The 18,616-nt window shown below is 65.6% G+C and carries 14 protein-coding genes; 8 read left to right on the top strand and 6 right to left on the bottom strand.

Annotated elements, in window-relative coordinates:
• Nucleotides 1-193: 193 nt before the first annotated feature.
• From C7I55_RS26525 to C7I55_RS26500, 6 genes are all read left to right on the top strand, one after another.
• On the top strand, nucleotides 194-2,473 hold the full coding sequence (locus C7I55_RS26525) for a GumC family protein (RefSeq protein ID WP_158266609.1): 2,280 nt from the start codon (nucleotides 194-196) through the stop codon (nucleotides 2,471-2,473).
• A gap of 43 nt (nucleotides 2,474-2,516) precedes the next feature.
• Nucleotides 2,517-3,200: a helix-turn-helix transcriptional regulator gene (locus tag C7I55_RS26520; protein ID WP_233222431.1), complete on the top strand. Its 684-nt coding sequence runs from the start codon at nucleotides 2,517-2,519 to the stop codon at nucleotides 3,198-3,200.
• A 142-nt stretch (nucleotides 3,201-3,342) separates the two neighbouring features.
• Complete coding sequence (gene cysD, locus C7I55_RS26515) at nucleotides 3,343-4,188, top strand: sulfate adenylyltransferase subunit CysD (RefSeq protein ID WP_233222434.1); 846 nt, start codon at nucleotides 3,343-3,345, stop codon at nucleotides 4,186-4,188.
• On the top strand, nucleotides 4,188-6,077 hold the full coding sequence (cysN, locus tag C7I55_RS26510; RefSeq protein WP_106516070.1) for a sulfate adenylyltransferase subunit CysN: 1,890 nt from the start codon (nucleotides 4,188-4,190) through the stop codon (nucleotides 6,075-6,077). Before cysD ends, cysN begins: the two co-directional genes overlap by 1 nt.
• 64 nt (nucleotides 6,078-6,141) lie before the next feature.
• Nucleotides 6,142-6,876, top strand: coding sequence for a 3'(2'),5'-bisphosphate nucleotidase CysQ (locus C7I55_RS26505; RefSeq protein ID WP_106516069.1), 735 nt, complete (start codon nucleotides 6,142-6,144; stop codon nucleotides 6,874-6,876).
• A gap of 137 nt (nucleotides 6,877-7,013) precedes the next feature.
• Complete coding sequence (locus C7I55_RS26500; protein WP_106516068.1) at nucleotides 7,014-7,250, top strand: hypothetical protein; 237 nt, start codon at nucleotides 7,014-7,016, stop codon at nucleotides 7,248-7,250.
• A gap of 527 nt (nucleotides 7,251-7,777) precedes the next feature.
• On the opposite strand, the gene C7I55_RS26495 is transcribed toward C7I55_RS26500, so the two are convergent.
• From C7I55_RS26495 to C7I55_RS26470, 6 genes are all read right to left on the bottom strand, one after another.
• Nucleotides 7,778-9,166, bottom strand: a complete 1,389-nt coding sequence (locus C7I55_RS26495; RefSeq protein ID WP_106516067.1) for a lipopolysaccharide biosynthesis protein — start codon at nucleotides 9,164-9,166, stop codon at nucleotides 7,778-7,780.
• Nucleotides 9,167-9,203: 37 nt separating this feature from the next.
• On the bottom strand, nucleotides 9,204-9,980 hold the full coding sequence (locus C7I55_RS26490; RefSeq protein WP_106516066.1) for a response regulator transcription factor: 777 nt from the start codon (nucleotides 9,978-9,980) through the stop codon (nucleotides 9,204-9,206).
• Between the two features lie 564 nt (nucleotides 9,981-10,544).
• A complete protein-coding gene (locus C7I55_RS26485; RefSeq protein WP_106516065.1) occupies nucleotides 10,545-11,228 on the bottom strand; it encodes a PIG-L deacetylase family protein in 684 nt (227 codons plus the stop codon).
• Nucleotides 11,225-12,139 carry a methionyl-tRNA formyltransferase gene (locus C7I55_RS26480; protein WP_106516064.1) on the bottom strand — a complete coding sequence of 305 codons (915 nt, stop codon included), beginning with the start codon at nucleotides 12,137-12,139 and terminating at the stop codon, nucleotides 11,225-11,227. The genes C7I55_RS26485 and C7I55_RS26480 overlap by 4 nt, the downstream gene beginning before the upstream one ends.
• Complete coding sequence (locus C7I55_RS26475; RefSeq protein ID WP_106516063.1) at nucleotides 12,111-12,707, bottom strand: sugar transferase; 597 nt, start codon at nucleotides 12,705-12,707, stop codon at nucleotides 12,111-12,113. Before C7I55_RS26475 ends, C7I55_RS26480 begins: the two co-directional genes overlap by 29 nt.
• 1 nt (nucleotide 12,708) lies before the next feature.
• Nucleotides 12,709-13,884: a glycosyltransferase family 4 protein gene (locus tag C7I55_RS26470; protein ID WP_106516062.1), complete on the bottom strand. Its 1,176-nt coding sequence runs from the start codon at nucleotides 13,882-13,884 to the stop codon at nucleotides 12,709-12,711.
• Nucleotides 13,885-14,296: 412 nt separating this feature from the next.
• On the opposite strand from C7I55_RS26470, the gene C7I55_RS26465 reads away from it, so the two are divergent.
• Nucleotides 14,297-17,704 carry a polysaccharide biosynthesis protein gene (locus C7I55_RS26465; protein ID WP_106516061.1) on the top strand — a complete coding sequence of 1,136 codons (3,408 nt, stop codon included), beginning with the start codon at nucleotides 14,297-14,299 and terminating at the stop codon, nucleotides 17,702-17,704.
• The gene (locus tag C7I55_RS26460; RefSeq protein WP_106516060.1) at nucleotides 17,701-18,564 is read left to right on the top strand and encodes a sulfotransferase family protein; all 864 of its coding nucleotides are present in this window, start codon (nucleotides 17,701-17,703) and stop codon (nucleotides 18,562-18,564) included. The genes C7I55_RS26465 and C7I55_RS26460 overlap by 4 nt, the downstream gene beginning before the upstream one ends.
• Nucleotides 18,565-18,616: the final 52 nt, after the last annotated feature.

Raw genomic sequence — 18,616 nt, 5'->3', positions numbered from 1 at the left:
CACCCGTCTTCGATCGGTCCGCCGCCGCCGGGCCGCTCCCCGCCTTCATCCCAAAGGCGTAGCCACGATGCGCTGTGCTTTTCTCCCAAGGGCTTTTGCCTTCGGTGCCCACCTCCCGGCAGGATCGTCGGGAGGCGCCACCGCTTTGACGTGCATCCCTGCACGCCAGGGCCGGGGATCCGGAGGACATGCGATGAACGTTCAGGCTCGATTGCTCGGACCAACGGCTGCGGGCGAAAGCCAGGCCGCGGGCGGGCGTGCATCGCTGCACCCCATCCAGGCCAGTCAGCTGCTGTCGATACGGCAGATGTGGAGCATCGTCCGCCGACGCAAGCTTCTGCTCTTTCTCGTGGTCGCCGCCGTGACCGGCTCCGTTACGCTCAGCCAGTTGATGGCTCCGCGCCTTTACGAGGCAGTGGCGACCACCCAGGTGGAGCTCAACGATGCCACCGGCGCCAATCAGGCGGACGTCGCCGCCCGCAACCAGCAGCGGGTCGCGAACGAAGCCCGTCTCTACCGGTCGCGCGCGCTTGCGGAGAAAGTGGTCCGGGACCTCGACCTCATCCACGACCCGCGGTTCATGCTCGGATCGGATCAGGGCGATCCCGACCGTGCGATCCTCCGGGCGAGCGCCAGGCTCGAGACCATGACGAAGATCAACAGCGCCGGCGATTCGGACCTCATCGACATCGTCGTGCGCTCCCGGTCGCCCGAGCTCGCCGCGCGCATCGCCAACCAGTTCGTCGACAGCCTTCAGGAACTGAAATTCGGGCGGCGCAACATCCGCAAGGAGCGGACGGCGATCGCGCTGGCCGCGGAGAGGGACCGGCTCGCCGCGGAGACGCAGGCAGCCGAGCAGGCGATCGCGACCTTCCGCCGTACCCACGGCATGCTGGCAGGTGCCGGAGGACCGGAAGACTATCAGCAACTCAATCGTATCGCCGTCGAAGCGGCGTCGGCGGGTGCCGCCCGGGCCGCGATGGCGGCGCGGACCGCCGGCCTGCCGGGTGCGGAAAGCCTCTATCGCTCGAATGCGGGCAAATCGGGGCTGCTCGAGCAGCAGCAGCGTCAATATGAGGAGCTGATGCGCCAGCGTTCGGACCTCAAGGTCACCTATGGCGCGCGTCACCCCGAAATGCAGCGGATCGATGCGCAGCTCGCCGAGATCAGGGGCGGGATCGAACGGGAACAGCTGGCGAGCGCGGCGGCGGAGCGCGACCGGGCGGTCGCGGCGGCGGCAAGGGAACGGCAGCTTGCGGCCAGCGAGGCGGCCGCGGCCGCGGCCCGGGCGAGCACCCTTGAATCCCGGGTCGGGGCGATACGCTCGAAGGCGTTCGCCAACAACGAGAACCTGGTGCAGCTCGCCGCCCTCGAACGCCGGGCCGAAGTTCTGCGTCAGAGCTATATCGTGACGGCACAGCGCGCCCAGGATGTTCGCGCGGAACTGAAGACCACGGGAGTCAACTCCTCGATCATTTCGCAGGCCACGGTTCCGGACCAGCCGGTTGCGCCCGCACCGAAAAAGGCCGCGCTGGCGGCTTTCTCGGGATCGATGATCCTCGGCCTTCTGCTGATCTTCGCACTCGAGATGTTCGACAATCGGATATGGTCGAGCGAACAGATCGCCCAGTTGTTCGGCCTGCGTACCTTCGCGATGTTCCCGAAAGTGCATGCGGCGAACCTTTCGGGTGATCCGGAGACCCTCGTCACCAGGCAGCCGCATTCCGTTTACGCCGAAGTTTCCCGCAACCTGTTCGCGGAAGTCGAGCATCTTGCCCCGGAAAACCTGCCGTCGAGCGTCCTCGTCACCTCGCCGCTTCCGGGCGACGGCAAGTCCATGGTGGCCCTGGCGCTCGTCGCGGCCGCCTCTGCCGCCGGACGGCGCGCCGTCGTCGTCGACCTCGACTTCCGCAATCGCGCCAGAGGCCTTGTGCAGTCGGAGGTCGACCGCGGCGATACGCCGGACCTCATGGACTATCTGATCGGCGATGCGCAAACGACCAGATTGCTGCCCCCGCCCAATCCTGCGCAGAGCCCTCGCGACGCGCCGACCTACACGCCGGTCGTGCTGGCGTCGCGCAGCGGCACCGACCCGGCCGCCTTCGTCCGACTGAGCCAGATCCGCCGTCTGCTGGGAGACTTGCGAAACGACTTCGACCTCGTCGTGATCAACGCGCCTTCGGTGCTCGCGGTTCGCGACGCTCGAACCATCGTCGGCCTCGCCGACAGCACGGTGATGGTGGTCCAGTGGGGAAAAACGACGATCGAGCAGATGCGCGCCGCAACCCAGATGCTGCAGGAGCAGGTGGATGGCGCGGTCATCAACCGCGTCGATTATGCGGAGCACGCCAAGCGCGGGCATGGCGATCCCTTGCAATTCTATGCGGAGTCCCTGGGCGCGCACCGGTCGACAACGTCGGGAGCGACCTGGCTGGGAAGGTTGATCCGAAAATATCGTCGCGAGGTCGCGTGAGGTGGACGTCTCAGCCTCGTTCCATCCGAGCGGAAGTCTGACGGTGGACCGGACACGCACGCGCACGAGCATCCTCGTGATCGATCCGCGTCCGTTCACGCGGACCTGCATGTCTGCGGGGCTCGCCGCGGCACCGGACTTCGACGTTCACGCCGTTGCAAGCCTCGACGAGGCCACCGGGACCGCAGTCCCTGACCTCGTTCTCCTGCAATATCACCGATCGGACGACGAGCCTTCGTCCCTGACGAATGAGGTTTCGCTGACCGCCAGGCGCTGGCCAACGGCGCTCATCCTGATCGTCGCGCCCGACGGCGACACCGACCGGCTCATCGAAGGGCTGCAATGCGGCGTGCGGGGTGTCCTGACGACCGACAGCAACCTTCAGGCGGTCATATCGTCCATTCGACTGCTCGTCGCAGACCTCGTCGTCTATCCGCGTGAAGCTGTCGGCGTGATCCGCGACGCATTGTTCGACACCGATCGCCAGAACCGGGAGGAAGGCGAGGAGGGATGGACCGGATCGGACCGGTTCCATCGGCTCACGCCCCGCCAGCAGGAGGTGCTTCGGCTGCTCGCGATGGGACTGCCGAACCGGGACATCGCGAGCACGCTCAACATCAGCGAAAGCACGGTGAAGGTCCACCTCCGGGCGATCATGGCCCAGACCGGAGTCACCAACCGCACCCAGGTCGTGGCCCAGTACATGAACTACAAATCGCAACCTTGAGGGAGGCCAGGTGTCCAGTCAAAGTCCGCATCCGGCGCTGTCCAGCGTCCCGTCGCCGCTGCAGGCCGGTCGACTCCGTCCGACGCTGTCGGCGCGTGCGTCAAGCCATCTCGACCAGCTTGAGGCCGAGAGCATCCATATCATGCGCGAAGTCGTCGGGGAGGCGAGCCGACCGGTGATGCTCTACAGCATCGGCAAGGATTCGGCCGTCATGCTGCACGTCGCCCGCAAGGCCTTCTATCCGTCGCGCCTCCCCTTCCCGCTCCTCCACGTCGACACGACCTGGAAGTTCCGGGACATGTACGCGCTTCGCGACAAGATTGCCGCCGAAGACGATATCGACTTGATCGTCCACCGCAATCCTGAGGCGGAAGCGCGGGGAATCACGCCCTTCGACGGCCCCGTGCACACCGACATGTGGAAGACCGAGGGTCTGAAGCAGGCTCTCGACGCACACAGGTTCGACGCCGCCTTTGGCGGCGCTCGGCGCGACGAGGAGAAGTCCCGGGCCAAGGAGAGGATCTTCTCATTCAGGTCTGCCGCCCACCGCTGGGATCCGAAGACCCAGCGTCCCGAATTGTGGCGCCTCTACAATGCGCGCAAGCATCCGGGCGAATCGATCCGGGTCTTCCCGCTCTCCAATTGGACCGAGCTCGACATCTGGCGCTACATCCAACGCGAGCAGATCGACATCGTCCCGCTCTATTTCGCGGCGCCGCGTCCCACCGTCGAGCGTAACGGAACCCTGCTGATGGTCGATGACGATCGTTTCCCGCTGAATCCCGGCGAAATGCCGGTGCTGCGATCGATCCGGTTCAGGACTTTGGGATGCTACCCGCTCACCGGCGCCGTCGAGAGCCGGGCCGCAACGGTGGCCGAGATCGTGGAGGAGACGCTTTCCTCAACGACGTCCGAACGACAGGGCCGGACCATCGACGGCGACCAGCTCGCCAGCATGGAGAAGAAGAAGGTGGAGGGGTATTTCTGATGGACATGGCTTCGCTGCTTGCGCCCCATGGGAAACCGGAACTTGCGCCGTCGCCCGACAAGAGCCTCCTCCGCTTCATCACCTGCGGCTCGGTCGACGACGGGAAATCGACCCTGATCGGCCGGCTCCTGTTCGATTCCAAGTCGCTGCTGTCCGACCAGATCGAGGCACTCGAGCGGGAATCGCGCGTCCACGGGACCACAGGAGACCGGCTCGATTTCGCGCTGCTCGTGGATGGACTGTCCGCCGAGCGGGAGCAGGGCATCACCATCGACGTCGCCTACCGAATGTTCGAGACTGCGGCGCGCCGATTCATCGTCGCGGACACGCCCGGCCACGAGCAATATACGCGCAACATGATCACCGGCGCGTCGACTGCCGACGCTGCGATCATCCTCGTCGACGCCCGCAAGGGCGTGCTCACGCAAACCCGGCGTCACTCTTATCTCGTCAATCTCGTCGGCATCCGCAATGTCGTGCTTGCGGTCAACAAGATGGATCTCGTCGGCTACAGCCGTGAACGGTTCGAGGAGATCGTCGCCGACTATCGCGCGTTCGCCGCCTCGATCGGGATGTCGGGCGTCGTCGCGATCCCGATCTGCGGATTGTCCGGCGAGAACGTCGCTGAACGTACGGAGCTGATGCCCTGGCACGCAGGACCCACCCTCCTCCAATATCTGGACCGGGTGGACGTGGATGACGACCGCCTGGCGGAACTGCCTTTCTCGATGCTCGTCCAGTGGGTCAACCGGCCGAACTCCGCCTTCAGGGGTTTTTCCGGCCTGGTCTCCAGCGGCGTCGTCTGTCCGGGAGATGCCGTCCGGATCCTGCCCTCGGGCCGGATGACCGTCGTCGATCGCATCGTCACCATGGACGGCGACTTGCCGGCTGCCGGACCGGGCCAATCGGTCACGGTCACGTTCAGGGACGAAGTCGATTGCTCGCGCGGCGACGTCCTGTGCGCATCGGCCGATCCGATCGAGGTCGCCGATCAGTTCGAAGCGACCCTCGTCTGGCTCAGCGAGGAGGCGATGCTTCCGCAGCGTCCCTATCTTCTCAAGATCGGGGCAACGACGGTGCCGGCGCGCATCACCGACCTCAAATTCCAAGTGGACGTCAACACGCTCGGCCAGGACGCCGGGAAGACGCTGCCGTTGAACGGGATCGGAGTGGCGAACATCGCAACCGACAAGCCGCTTCCGTTCATGCCTTATGCCAAAAGTACCGACCTCGGCGGCTTCATCCTGATCGATCGTCTGACCAACGAGACGATCGGCGCGGGGATGATTCATTTCGCGCTGCGCCGGTCGCACAATATCCAGTGGCAGGCGCTCGACGTCAGCCGCGAGGCCCATGCGGCGCAGAAGCGCCAGGAGCCAAGGCTGCTCTGGTTCACCGGTCTGTCCGGATCGGGAAAATCGACGATTGCCAATCTCGTGGAGAAGAAGCTTCTCGCGCTCGACAGGCACAGCTTCCTGCTCGACGGGGACAATATCCGCCATGGGCTCTGCCGTGACCTTGGTTTCACCGACGCCGACCGTGTCGAGAATATCCGCCGGGTCGCGGAAGTGGCGCGGTTGATGACCGACGCCGGCCTCATCGTGCTGACGGCGTTCATCTCTCCGTTCAGGGCGGAACGCGAGATGGTCCGCGGGATGTTCGCTGCCGGCGAGTTCGTGGAGATCCACGTCGACACGCCGATCGAGGTTGCCGAAGCGCGCGATGTGAAGGGCCTCTATCGGAAGGCCCGCGCGGGTGAACTTCGCAACTTCACGGGGATCGACTCGCCCTACGAACCTCCCGAACAGCCTGAATTCCGGATCGACACCCTGTCGATGTCGCCCGAGCAGGCGGCGGAGGCGATCGTCGCGCGCCTTCTCCAGGCCTGAAAAGACGACGAGCGGGCGCGATGTGCGCCAGAACCAGCCCTTGGGCGAACTCGGGAGGACGTTCATGGATGATGCACTGCTGGCGGCCACATTGGCGGCACGGGCCGGGGAGCTGCTCCTGCAGTTCCGCTGCGAGAGCGGACTGACCGGCAAGGCGCTGGGCAAGGCCGGCGACCAGCTTTCCAACGAGTTTCTCATGGCGGAACTGTCGAGACTGCGGCCCGGCGACGCCTTGCTCTCGGAAGAGACGAAAAGCACCGACGCTCGCCTTTCGAACAGGCGGTGCTGGATCATCGACCCGCTGGACGGCACACGTGAATATGGCGAGGGTCGTTCCGACTGGGCGGTGCATGTGGGACTTGCGATCGACGGCAAGCCCGCCGTTGGAGCGGTCGCGCTCCCGGAACTGGGCATCACCCTCGACAGCGCGCGCCCGCCTGCCCTGCAGACCGCACCGGAACGCCTGCGCATGCTGGTCAGCCGGACGCGCCCGGCGCCTGAAGCCGTGGAGGTGGCAGCCAGGCTCGATGCGATCCTGGTGCCGATGGGATCGGCCGGCGCGAAGGCGATGGCGGTGATCCGGGGAGAAGCCGACATCTACCTGCACAGCGGCGGCCAGTATGAGTGGGACAATTGCGCGCCTGCCGCGGTCGCGCTTGCGGCTGGCCTGCACGTCTCGCGGATCGACGGGTCGGGGATGGCGTACAACAAGCCCTCGCCCGAATTGCCCGATCTCCTCATCTGCCGGCAGGAGCTTGCCCCGGGCATATTGGCCTGTTGCCGCCGGGACGGGGCCTAGTGCGGGTGTTGCGAACGGGCCTCGCCCAAAAGCCTACTCCACATGCGCCCGGAATCGCGAGGAGTAGTGATGGGTGGTGCATCGCTGCTGCGCTAGTCTGCCGGGGCGGGACAAGCCCGCTTTTGGAGGAACTTACGATGAGAAAGCTTGCATCCCTCGGTTTGCTCGTCGCGGGACTTGCAATACCGGCCGTGGCCTCAGCCGTGGACGAAAGCACGATCTACGCCACCAGAGCCGAGTGCAAGGCGGCACTGGCCGAGGCGCGCATGGAGGATGATGCCTACTGGGCCCGCGAATGCCGTCCGGAAGGCGAAGGCTGGAGCTTCCGCCTCAAGGATCGCGGCGACGCGTCGACCAAGGGCATGGGCACCTGACCGGCAGGCGATAAGACGCTCGGAAACTCACGGTCGTGGACCCCACTCCAGGGTCGGCGACCGTTTCTTGTGTGGCTCAACCCGGCGGTGGCGCTCGCCGGGCGGCTTGCTGCCTGCGCCGCAAGGTCGGAAACGCCTCCTCGCGCACGTTCGAGACGTGCAGGCGCCGTGTCGACCCGCGCCCGCGCCCGCGCCAGGAGAAGCCGGTGCCTGTCTTCACGAACGGCCGTGCGGATAGGAATCCGTCAGTGGCTTGGAGATTGAACGGATTACGCTCCAGTTCATTGCTTTTGCCGTTCCGACGATCGGCCGAACGACAATGCGCTCGTTCCAAACGCGGTTCAGCGCCTGCGCGATTCAGGCGCTCGGACTGAAGCAGGTCCGTGCGGCGATGTCGCGCCATGCGTTCGCTGAAAGCCTTTCGCGAGAACCGTTTCGGGATAGTTCGAACGCAGGGCGGGCAGCGGGCCGAAAGTGGAGCCGCCGCTCTTGTCACGGGTGCGCGGAACGCGTCTTGCCGCGGCGACCTAGCGGCTCGCCGCGACGGCCAGCTCCGCCGGCTCTTCCTGAACCTGCGGGCGTGACCAGCGTAGCCATGCGACGTCCAGGACCAATGCCATGAAGGCAGCAAGGACGATGTGGGCGATATTCGCCCCGATGGCTCCGAGGACCGGGATCGCCAGAAGGCAGGTGCCGAGAAACAGGACCACGCCGATCGTGGAAGCGGCGAGCACGAAACCGGGCCGATGCATGGCCAGCAATGCCGAGCGGGACGGCGCGGCGTGCATGGTGAGCACCACCGCTACCAATTGGGTCAGAAGCAGCGGGTAGGCAGCATCGTAGCTCGCGCCCGGCCCGAGATGGATGATCCACCGCCCGAGCACCCAGGCCGCGAGCAGACCGGCAATGCCCACCGCGGCAAGCGCAGCCTGCGTACGGAGCACGGTGGCCCGGAATTTCTCGCGCAGTCCCCGTGCCCAGATCCGCGCCACATCCGGATAGATTACGGCCTGCACCTGGGCCCCGACCTGTTGCGCGACCTTGCCGATGCGCTTGGCGAGATAATAGAAGCTCGCGGCGGCAGGGCCTGCGAGCGCGCCGACAATCAATGCGTCGGCTTCCTGCGTCAGGGTGCGCATGGTCATCGAGAGGTTGGTCGACCAGGCAAAGGACAGGAAGCCGGGAAAGCTCGACCGCAGTCCCGACCAGCGAACGCTGAAGGGCCCCGGGATGCCGAGAGCTCGCAGGGCAGAATAACCGAGACCGATGAACAGGATCGACCCACAGACCTGCGCGCCGGTCCAGGCGATCATGAACGCCGCGATCCCCCAATCCTGCTGTGCGCACAGCATTGCCAGCCCAATGCGGACGATGTTCGCGGCGAGCTGGCTATAGGCAAGCAACCGAAACCGGCCCGCCATGCGCAACGCCGCCGTCGGAACTCCGGTGACGTTCACGCAGAGCGCTACCGAGTAGATCGCGACCAGCTGGATATTGGCCTCGTCTAGGCCGAACAGCGGCCCGAGCAGCGCGGCGCCCAGATAGGCGACCAATGCGGCGATCAGCGCCGTGCAGACGTCGAGAAGAAGGCCGAAGGCATAGAGCCGTCCAAGCCGGGCTCGATCGCCCGACCCTTCCTCGAGGGCCGCGAAGCGGATCAGCGGCTGCCAGGATTCGAAGCGAAGGACGCGCTCGACCGTCCGGCCATAAGCGAGCACCAGGACCATGACCCCGTAGATTTCGGGGCCAAGCGCACGGGCGGCGATGGCAACGCTGACCAGCATGATCGCGGCGTTGCCGAAATTGCCGGACAGCAGGTGTCCGATGGCGATGAGACGCTGCCTGAACGTCTGCAACGGCACCTCGCCGCCCCCGCTTCCCACGGGAACGGTCGGATCGCTCGGAGACCCCGCCATGACCTGCTGCTCCTGTTGGAGGCGTCGAAGCGGTGACTCAGTGCGCCGCCAGAGACAAAGGCGCGAGGGCCTCGTGGGCGAACATCTGCGGTGTCAGGTCCGGCAGCTGCGGCGGCTCGGCGTCCGTGCGAGTCAGCTGCTGCCTGCCCAGGGTTATCCCCTCGAGGCCGCGGTTGACGGCCCAGATGGCTGCCTGAGTCCGGTTGTGCACGCGGATCTTGCGCAGGATCGCCTTGACGTGAACCTTGACGGTCGCCTCGCTGATGTCGAGCTGGCGAGAAATGATCTTGTTCGGACATCCCATGATCAGGCAGCGCAGGATTTCGGTTTCGCGATCCGAAAGCTGGGCGTTCTCGATCGTCTTCTGGGCCGTCTCGGTGGTCGCGGCCGGCACGTGCGTGGGCAGCTGATCGGCAAGCTGCGAGGGCATGACCTTCTCGCCCGTCGCAGCAAGCTGCAAGGACATGATCAGCGGCTCGCAAGAGATTTCCTTCACGATATATCCGCTTGCGCCCTGGCGAAAGGCGCAGAGCATCGTCTCGAAATCGAACTGGTCCGCCAGCAGCACGACGCGGCCGCCGGCGAAGGTCTCGTGGATCGTCCCGACGATCCCGTCGACACTGCCGTCGGTGCCGATGTCGACCACGACGAGACAATTGTCCGTGCCTCCCTGGGCATCCGCGAGCCCCTTCAACGCGGCCGAACTCTCGACCGACGCGCGGATGGTGAAACCGTAATCCGCGAGGATCCGGCACAGGCCCTCCCGGACGATCGAATTACGTCCGACGAGCGCGACATTTATCGTGTCTGACATTTCTACCCCCTGTTAACGACAGACCTCCCCGCATCCGGACACGCAGTTCTAAACCGCGATTGCGGTGCTGGAGGTTTAATGCTTGGAGTGTCGACGCAAACGCGCAAGATATTCTGACCGAGGGAAAACGGCCTCAATCTTGTGATGAAATCCTACCAGACGGCGAACCTTCTGTCCAACTTCAGATTGCCTACCCCAAAAGGGCAGTCGTTAACAAAGGATTACGCCCAGAGAAGAACGCTTTTCTCTGGTTGCCGCGCAAGACACATCGCGCGCTATCTGGAACAGACTAGCCGAAAGGCGTAGATCGGCGCGCCTCCGACTCTGTTGACATAAATAGTTCGTTTGCCGAACCATGTGCGAGTCGCCCGCCGATTCGCCAGGCGACTGACGAAGCCGGGAGCCAGTCTTTCCTGAAAAACCCACCTCGGCGAGCAGCCGGGCAGGTCGAACGAACAGTCGATAAAGGTTAGCAACCGCCACGCGGAGTAAAAGAAGCGGAACTCGGTACGCAAATCATTGTCCGCAGGATCGAGTCGCCGCTCATCGTCCGCGGTGAAGCTGCTAAAGCACCTGACGGATGATCGCATAGGCCTCCGCGGCCCGGCGGTACACGGTCGCTCCCCGCGCCATGGCGAGCGCGCGGATCGCCTCGAGCGACCGCTCGTCCGGGAAGGCTTTCAGCTGCGACTCGAAGCCGGCGAAGGCGGACAGCTTGGCCTCGAGTTCATCCCCGATGTCGACGAAGACGTTGGGGATGAACGCCGGTGTGAGCCCTGGTGCCCACCAGTTCGTCTCCGACAAGGTTTCGTAGGCCAGGATCCGGGCGGGAGCGGAAGCGCCGCGCGGCCGAGCCCAGACGAGCGCCGCGTTGAACACCAGTTGGTGATCGACATGGATGTCGCCGATGAATGGCAGCAGCAGCGTGTCCGGAGCGACGTCGTCCAGCGCGCGGCCAAGCGCCGCGTTGAGGTCGCTGGAGGGCACCCGGTCCAGCTCCGCGGCGGGGAAGTCGAGATACCGGGTCGTGGTCACGCCGAGGGCAGCATGCGCACGCCGGGCCTCCTCCCGCACGGTCTCGACCAGCTTTCTCGGGAAGCGCGGCTCCTGCCCCGTCGTGACGATGACCACATGCGTCTGTGCACCGTCCTTGGCGAGGCGGGCGATGGTTCCACCGCAGCCCAGAACCTCATCGTCCGGATGCGGCGCGACGATCGCCACCCGGCGCCAGCAGGCGAGCGGGCTCATGCTTCCCGTCCGAGGATTGCGTGCAGCGCCGGCATCCTGCCGCCCGGTCGGCTCCAGTCGGTCACCGTCAGGGCGGTACCGTCGCCGCACGCTACGGTGAACATCGCCGGTGTCCGCTCGATGATCTGCCCCGGCAGCGCACAGAAGCGCTCGCCGACATCAGAAAGCTCTGCCGACCAGATCGTGAGCCGGTCGCTGCCGACCGACGTGAACGATCCCGGATAGGGGTGACCGACGGCGCGAACCAGGCGGTGGATCTCTTTGGCCGGCCTGCGCCAGTCGATCGCCCCGTCCTCCGCCGTCCTGCGTGTGGCCCAGGTCGCATGAAGTTCATCCTGGGGGTCGCGGCGCGGCCGCCCGGAGACGAGATCGGGGAGCGTTCTCGCCATCATCGTGCCGAGGGCCCCCATATGTTTCCGGTAGAGAGTCGCCGCGGTTTCCGCGGGCGACACGTGGAAGAATTGCTGGTCGAGTATCGCACCCGTGTCGACACCTTCATCCATCCAGAACAAGGTGCCTGCCGTGATCGGTTCGCCGGCCAGGATCGTCCACGGAATTGCCGCCCGTCCCCGCATGCGCGGCAGTGCGGCGGGATGGTAGCCGATCACGCGGCCGGGGGCGATCGCCATCAGATCGGGGCCGCAGATCTGCGACCAGCCGACGACGAAGATGAAATCCGGCTGGTAGGCGGCCAGCCCGGCGACGTTCGCCGCGTCGTTGATCCTGTCGACCGGCACGAGTTCCGCCCCGGCGGATAGCGCCACCGGCGCAAGGTCATGGAAGTCCGAATGTCGCGCGGCAAGATCCGGCGCCAGCGTGAACAGGGCGGCGAGCGTCCAGTCGTCGGCGGATGCGATCGCTCCGGCGGCAATGGACGTGCTTTCAACCGCGCCGATGACGACTGCTCGCAAATGCCTTCTCCAGATTGTCGCTGTTGCGTTGCTCGCCGAATGTCATCACCGCCAGCGTCCGCAGCATCACCGCCGCGTCCATGAACAATGTCCGGTTCGCCAAATACCAGAGGTCGAGTTCGAGCTTTTCCTCCTGCGTCAGCAAGGTGTTGCCGTTGACTTGCGACCAGCCGGTAAGTCCCGGCCGGACGCGGCCGCGGAGAACGCCCTTTTCGCCGAACACGCGGATCGTTTCCGGCAGTAGCGGTCGCGGGCCGACGAACGACATGTCGCCGCGGAGGATGTTGAGCAGTTCCGGTAGCTCGTCCAGCCGCGTTCGCCGCAGCAGCCGCCCCAGCGGCACCACGCGCTCGGCGTCGGGAAGCAGGCGTCCGGCGGAGTCTCGGGTGTCGCGCATCGTCCTGAACTTGACGATGTCGAACTCGATGCCGCCGAGTCCCGCCCGACGCTGCCGGAACAGCACAGGGCTGCCGAGATCGAGCCGCACGGCAACCGCAATGAGGAGGACGAGCGGTGACAGGCAAATCGCGGCGCTCAGCGCGAGGGCGATATCGACGAGCCTCGACACGCTAGGCCTCCGCCCTGACCCTTGGCGCGGGTGTACCGGCGGCGGCAGAAAGTCGTCGGGCCGCGAGCCCCATCTCGCGGAGCAGGAGCGCGTTCACCCGTTTCACGTCATAGACGCGTTCGGCGGATCGACGCGCACTTATCCGCATCCGCTCCAGCCGCTCCGGATCCTCGACGGCAAGCAGCATCGTCTCCGCGAGCCGGTCCGGGCGCCTCGGCGGCACGAGCCAGCCGCTCTCCCCGTCCGTGACGGCGTCGCGACAGCCGGGGAGATCGCAGGTAATGACCGGACGTCCGACCGACAGCGCCTCCAATATCGTTCTCGGCAAGCCCTCGCGGTAGAAAGAGGGAAGCACGAAAGCATGGCACCGCGCGAGATAGGGCCGCACATCGGAGGTTTCGGGGACATGTTCGATCAGCCCCTCCCGGGACCATCCGGCAACGTCCGCGTCCGAATAGCCGGTCGGGTTCTCGGTCTCCGGCCGGCCGAGCAGCATGAACCTGGCGTCAGGCAGCACCGACCTGACCTGTCGGGCCGCCGCGATATAGTCTCCCACTCCCTTGTCCCGCATCAGGCGGCCCATCATGAGAAAGGTCGGCGGGCCGCTCGGCAGCGGAGCCGCAGCGTAGTGGTCGGTGTCCACTCCGGAGCCCGGCACCTGGACAACGTGATGGCGCGCATCGATGATAGCGTGCTGGATCATCATTCGGCGATCGTCGCTGTTGAACACGAAGATCGTCGCCGCGCGGCGGACCGCGAGACGGTACAGCCACGAGACGATCTTGCGCAGGCCCGGGCGGTGATCGGCTTCGCTGCTGTAAACATAGCCGAGACCGCTCATGATCACGTGCAACCTGGCGCCCGTCAGCCGGGACGCAAGCCCGCCATAGATGATCGGTTTCTGGGTATAGGCGATCACCGCGCCTGGCCGTTCCCTCGCGAAGAGAGCCAGATACCGGCCGAAGGTAGCGATGTCCTGCAATGGGTTGACACCCGCTCGCGACATCGGCGTTCGCCGGAAGGTCACGCCGATTTCCGCCAGATCGCGCGTGACCGTCTCGTCTGCGTCGGGGGCGCAGGCGACGACGTCATGCCCGGCGGCGACCAGCTCTTCGAGCAGCTTGCCCCGGAACCGCACCAGAGACATCGCCAGGCTTGCCAGAACGACGATCTTCATCTTCAGCCTTTCCTTGCAGTGCCGACGGCTCGCCTCTTTGCAGTGCAGGCCACCCACGCTCCACGTGCCTTCCCAGCGCCCGTCCGGTCGAGCCTGGACCGAGATCAGGAGCATCCTGCGCAAGGGCGAGGCCGGCGCAGGCGAACCGCTTCCGCTCGTGAAAGGGATAAAGGTCCTGCAAGGGAAAGCATCCTGCGTATCGGGTGTAATCCATTGGGGTTAGCCAATCGTCCATTCAGCTGCACCGGATCGGCCGCCACGCAATAATGGCTACTGGCTAGATGGTGGAACTAAACCGCACCAGGGTTCGGCATGTTGCCGCGCAGAATAGCTTGAGGCGGCTGCCGATTATTCGCGTTCGATCGGATCCTGTCGCTTCTTCTTCAAATCGACGAAGAAGGAGGTCCCTGCCATGGCGACGAAATCTGACGCCAATCCGGCCGATCCTGCGGCTCCGCGCGTCGTGGAAGAAGCCAGGACGGCCGGAGCCAGGCATCGGATCGCTGGTTCCGGTTTCCTTCCGCAGTCGGGCGCCGGAATGGCCCGGCTTCTTGCGGTGGTCGGCCTCGACGCCGCAGCGGTGATGCTGACCTTGCCGATCGCCGTTGCACGCGGAGCGGCGCCGATGCCGCGGGCGGTGCCCACGTCGCTGCTCGCCATGGCCGCCTTTGCCGCCGTCGCGGTTACGGTCTTCTTCGCGCTTCGGCTCTATCAGCGCAGCTGGCGGTATCTGAGCTTCGAGGACTGCGCCTTCCTCGGCGCCACCGTAATCAGCGGGGTGTCTGCCGCCTGGGCGATCCGCCTCTATTCTTCGCCTTCCACCTTTTCCGATGCGACCACCCTCCTTCCCTCCATCCTCCTCCATTTCGCCCTGGTCACCGGCGCGATGGGAGCAATGCGGATCTGCCGCCGGGCGTTGCGCGAGCGCCTTCGCAACAGGGTGGTCCGCAAAATCGAGGTGAAAGATCGCCGGCGCGTGCTCCTGATCGGCGAACTCGACTGGGCGCGTGCGATCATCGAGCTTGCACGCGCGGATCCTTCCTGCACGTTCGAGATCTGCGGGATCCTGACGGATACGCCACATGTCGGTCGGCTGCAGATCGCCGGAGTCCGCGTCCTCGGCCCGCCGGAACGGCTGAGGCTGGTGGTCGCGGCGCTCACCGCCGAAGCGCGGCGGCCGGAGGCGATCATCGTCCACGAGGATAGCGAGAAGTCACACGATACCCTTGCCAGGCTGTTGCCGGCCGCCGACGATCTCGAACTGACCATCGGCCGCATTCGTCATCTGTGGGGAGAGGCGGGCGGCGACGGTTCTCACCTTCAGCTCGAGCAATTGCCGCTCGCCGAGCTGCTCGGACGTCCGATGGTGGAGCTCGACAAGAGCCCGGTCGCACGCACCATCGCCGGCCAGCGGGTGCTGGTGACAGGCGCCGGCGGGACAATCGGCAGTGAGCTGGTGCGACAGATTGCAGGCTTCGGGCCCGCGGAGATCGTCCTCCTCGACCATGCCGAATACAATCTCTACAGGGTTGATCTCGAGGTGCGGGAGCGTTTTCCCGACGTCACGTTCCACTCGGAACTTTGCTCGATCCGGCAGATGCCGGCGCTTCGCCAGATCTTCGATCGGCACCGCCCGCAGCTGGTGTTCCACGCCGCAGCGCTCAAGCACGTCCCGATCGTCGAGGCGAGCCCGTGCGACGGCGTCCACACTAACGTGCTCGGGACTCGCAATGTCGCCAATGCGGTCTGTGAATTCGGCGCGCGTGCGATGGTCCAGGTGTCGACCGACAAGGCGGTCAATCCGGTCGGGATGATGGGGGCAACCAAGCGGCTGGGCGAACTCTACTGCCAGGCCCTCGACCTCATCGGCGCGTCGGACACGGAGAGCCCGCGGTTCATGACCGTGCGGTTCGGCAACGTGCTTGGTTCGAGCGGGTCGCTCATCCCACTCTTCAAGAAGCAGATTGCGGAAGGCAAGCCGCTGACCGTGACGCATCCCGACATGGAACGGTTCTTCATGACCGTAGAGGAAGCCGTCCAGCTGGTGCTGCAGAGCAGCACCCGGACCATGGAGCTCCAGGGCAGCCGCGGTGCGATCTTCGTCCTGGACATGGGCGCGCCGGTCAAGATCATGGATGTCGCCAAGAGGATGCTGAGGCTCGCAGGCCGCGCCGTGACGGAGGACTCGATCCGGGTGGTCGGGCTGCGCCCGGGCGAAAAGCTTTTCGAAGAGCTTTTCGACATTTCGGAGGAACGCGTCCAAAGTCAGATACCGGGCGTGTTCGAGGCGCGACCCTGCCCGCTGCCGCTCGACCGTCTCGTCAGCGGCTTCTTGCAGCTCGAACAGCTGATCGGAGAGGGCGACGCGGACGCGCTGCGGGCGCTGACTCTCAAGCTCATCGAAGCTCCGAAGGGCGCCGCCTGGGATCCGATGCTGCTCAGGCTCATCCAGGAGAGCTCTCAGATCCGTCCCCGCCCGGATCCGCTTTCGCGACGGCTGACGGGGGAGCCCCGGCTGCAGCCGGCGGTGCCGCTCACCTACTCCCAAGGGAACGAAACGATGATCCAGATATGCGCCCTTCAGAAATCCGGCTCGGCTCCCGCGGGAGCGGCGGAGAAAGGACCGACTGCAATCACCAAGGTCCGGACAGCCTGGCCGCGCCACGAGGCAGAGGAGATCGATGCCGTCACCGACATCCTTGCGAGCGGCCGTGTGAATGCGCTCGTGCACGGCGACGAGACGCGCGCCTTCGAGGACGAATTCGCTGCTTATTGCGGCGCCTCGGCCGGAATCGCAGTGGCCAATGGGACGCTCGCTCTCGAGCTCGGCCTGCGTGCGCTCGGCATCGGTCCGGGCGACGAGGTCATCGTGCCGGCGCGAAGCTTCTTCGCAACTGCGGCCTGCGTGGTCGCAGTCGGCGCCTCGCCGGTGTTCGCGGACGTCGACCCGGTCAGCCAGACGATCGACCCGGTTTCGGCGGCACGTGCGGTGACCAGCCGAACCCGCGCCCTGATCTGCGTCCATCTCGGGGGCTGGCCTTGCGCAATGCGCGAACTGCAGGCGCTGTCCAACAGCCGCGGCCTGCGTCTCATCGAGGATTGTGCGCAGGCGCACGGCGCCAGCTATCATGGCCGGCGGGTCGGCTCGTTCGGCGACGTCGCTGCCTTCTCCTTCTGCACCGACAAGATCATGTCGACGGGCGGCGAAGGCGGGATGCTGCTCGTCAACGACGAACGCGTCTACGAGCGCGCCTGGGCCTACAAGGACCACGGCAAGAGCCTTGCCAAGATCCGCACCGCCGCCTCCCCCGGCTGCTTCCGGTACGTGCACGACAGCTTCGGCTCGAACTTCCGGATGACGGAGATGCAGTCGGCGATCGGCCGGATCCAGTTGCGCAACCTTCCACGCTGGCTTGCCCAGCGGCGGGTCAACGCGGCGAGCCTAATTGCGGGACTGCGCGCGGTGCGCGGCCTCAGGCTGCCGATCGTGCCGGACGGCATCGAGCACGCTTTCTACAAGTTCAATTTCCTGCTCGACGATCCCGGGGGGGCGAGGCTCCATTCCGGCTTCATCCAGGAACTCATCGATCGCGGCGTTCCGGCCAGCGCGGGAACCTGTCCGGACATGTCGAGGGAGGAGGCATTTACCGCCCGAAGCTTCGTCAATCCGGTCGAGCTTCCGGGCGCCGACTACCTTGGTGCCCGGAACGTCACCCTGCCCGTCGACCACACGCTCGGCGAAGCGGAAATGACGTTCATGGCGGAGGCGATACGCGCCTCGCTTCTTCCCGTCGCGCGCGCCGTGGAGCTCATTCGATGACCTATACTTCCACCCTCCCGGACTTCGCGATCATCGGAGCCGTCAAGGGCGCGACCACCTGGCTGCACGCCCAGCTCCGGGCCAATCCCGGCGTCTTCCTGCCCGCTCCCGAACCGCATTTCTTCAGCCGAGAATATCATCAGGGCTTTCGATTCTACGCAGAGTTCTTCGAGGACGCGCAACCCGGCCAACTGCTTGGAGAAAAATCGGCCGACTATCTGGCGCATCCCCTCGCACCTGCGCGGATGGCCGCGGCCCTTCCCGACATCCCGCTGGTGGTGCAGCTGCGCAATCCCGTGGATCGTGCCTATTCGGACTACAAGATGCTTTACCGCCGCGGCACGATACGCGGCGGTCCGGAAGCCCATCTGACCAAGGCTGCCGGCGAGCACCGGCGCTTCCTCGAGGACGGGCTCTACGCGATGCACCTGCGGCGCTGGTTCGATCATTTTCCGCGGCATCGCGTCAAGGTGCTCCTTTACGAAGACGTCAAGGCGGATCCGGAACACACCGTCAGGTCTGTCTGTCGGCACGTTGGAGCGCCGGAGCGTTACACGCCCGAAGTCGGAGCGCGCCGGTTCAATGACGGGTCCGAACGCTTCCTGCCGCTCGGGATGCGGCGCCTGCTCGCGCCCCTCAAGTCGGCCGTGAAGCCGCTTCGAACGAACCCCGCCTTCGCAAAGGCAAGGAGCTTGCTGGCGCGGGAGATCGCCTACCCGCCGCTGACGGCCGAGCTCCGGCAGCGCCTTATGGATTTCTACGCGGACGACGTGACGCAGCTCGGAGACCTTATCGGCAGGGACGTCGGGGGATGGGTCGGCCTCGACGAGCCGCCGCTGCGGCAGGTTGCGGCGCGCTAACCACTTTGAGGCAATCCGGATGTCCGAATTCGCACCGGGCGTAACCGGAATC

Source organism: Allosphingosinicella deserti, assembly GCF_003012735.1.
GTDB lineage: Bacteria > Pseudomonadota > Alphaproteobacteria > Sphingomonadales > Sphingomonadaceae > Allosphingosinicella > Allosphingosinicella deserti.
The sequence above is the reverse complement of the archived record's forward strand: the minus strand, read 5'-3'. Positions and strand labels throughout refer to the sequence as shown.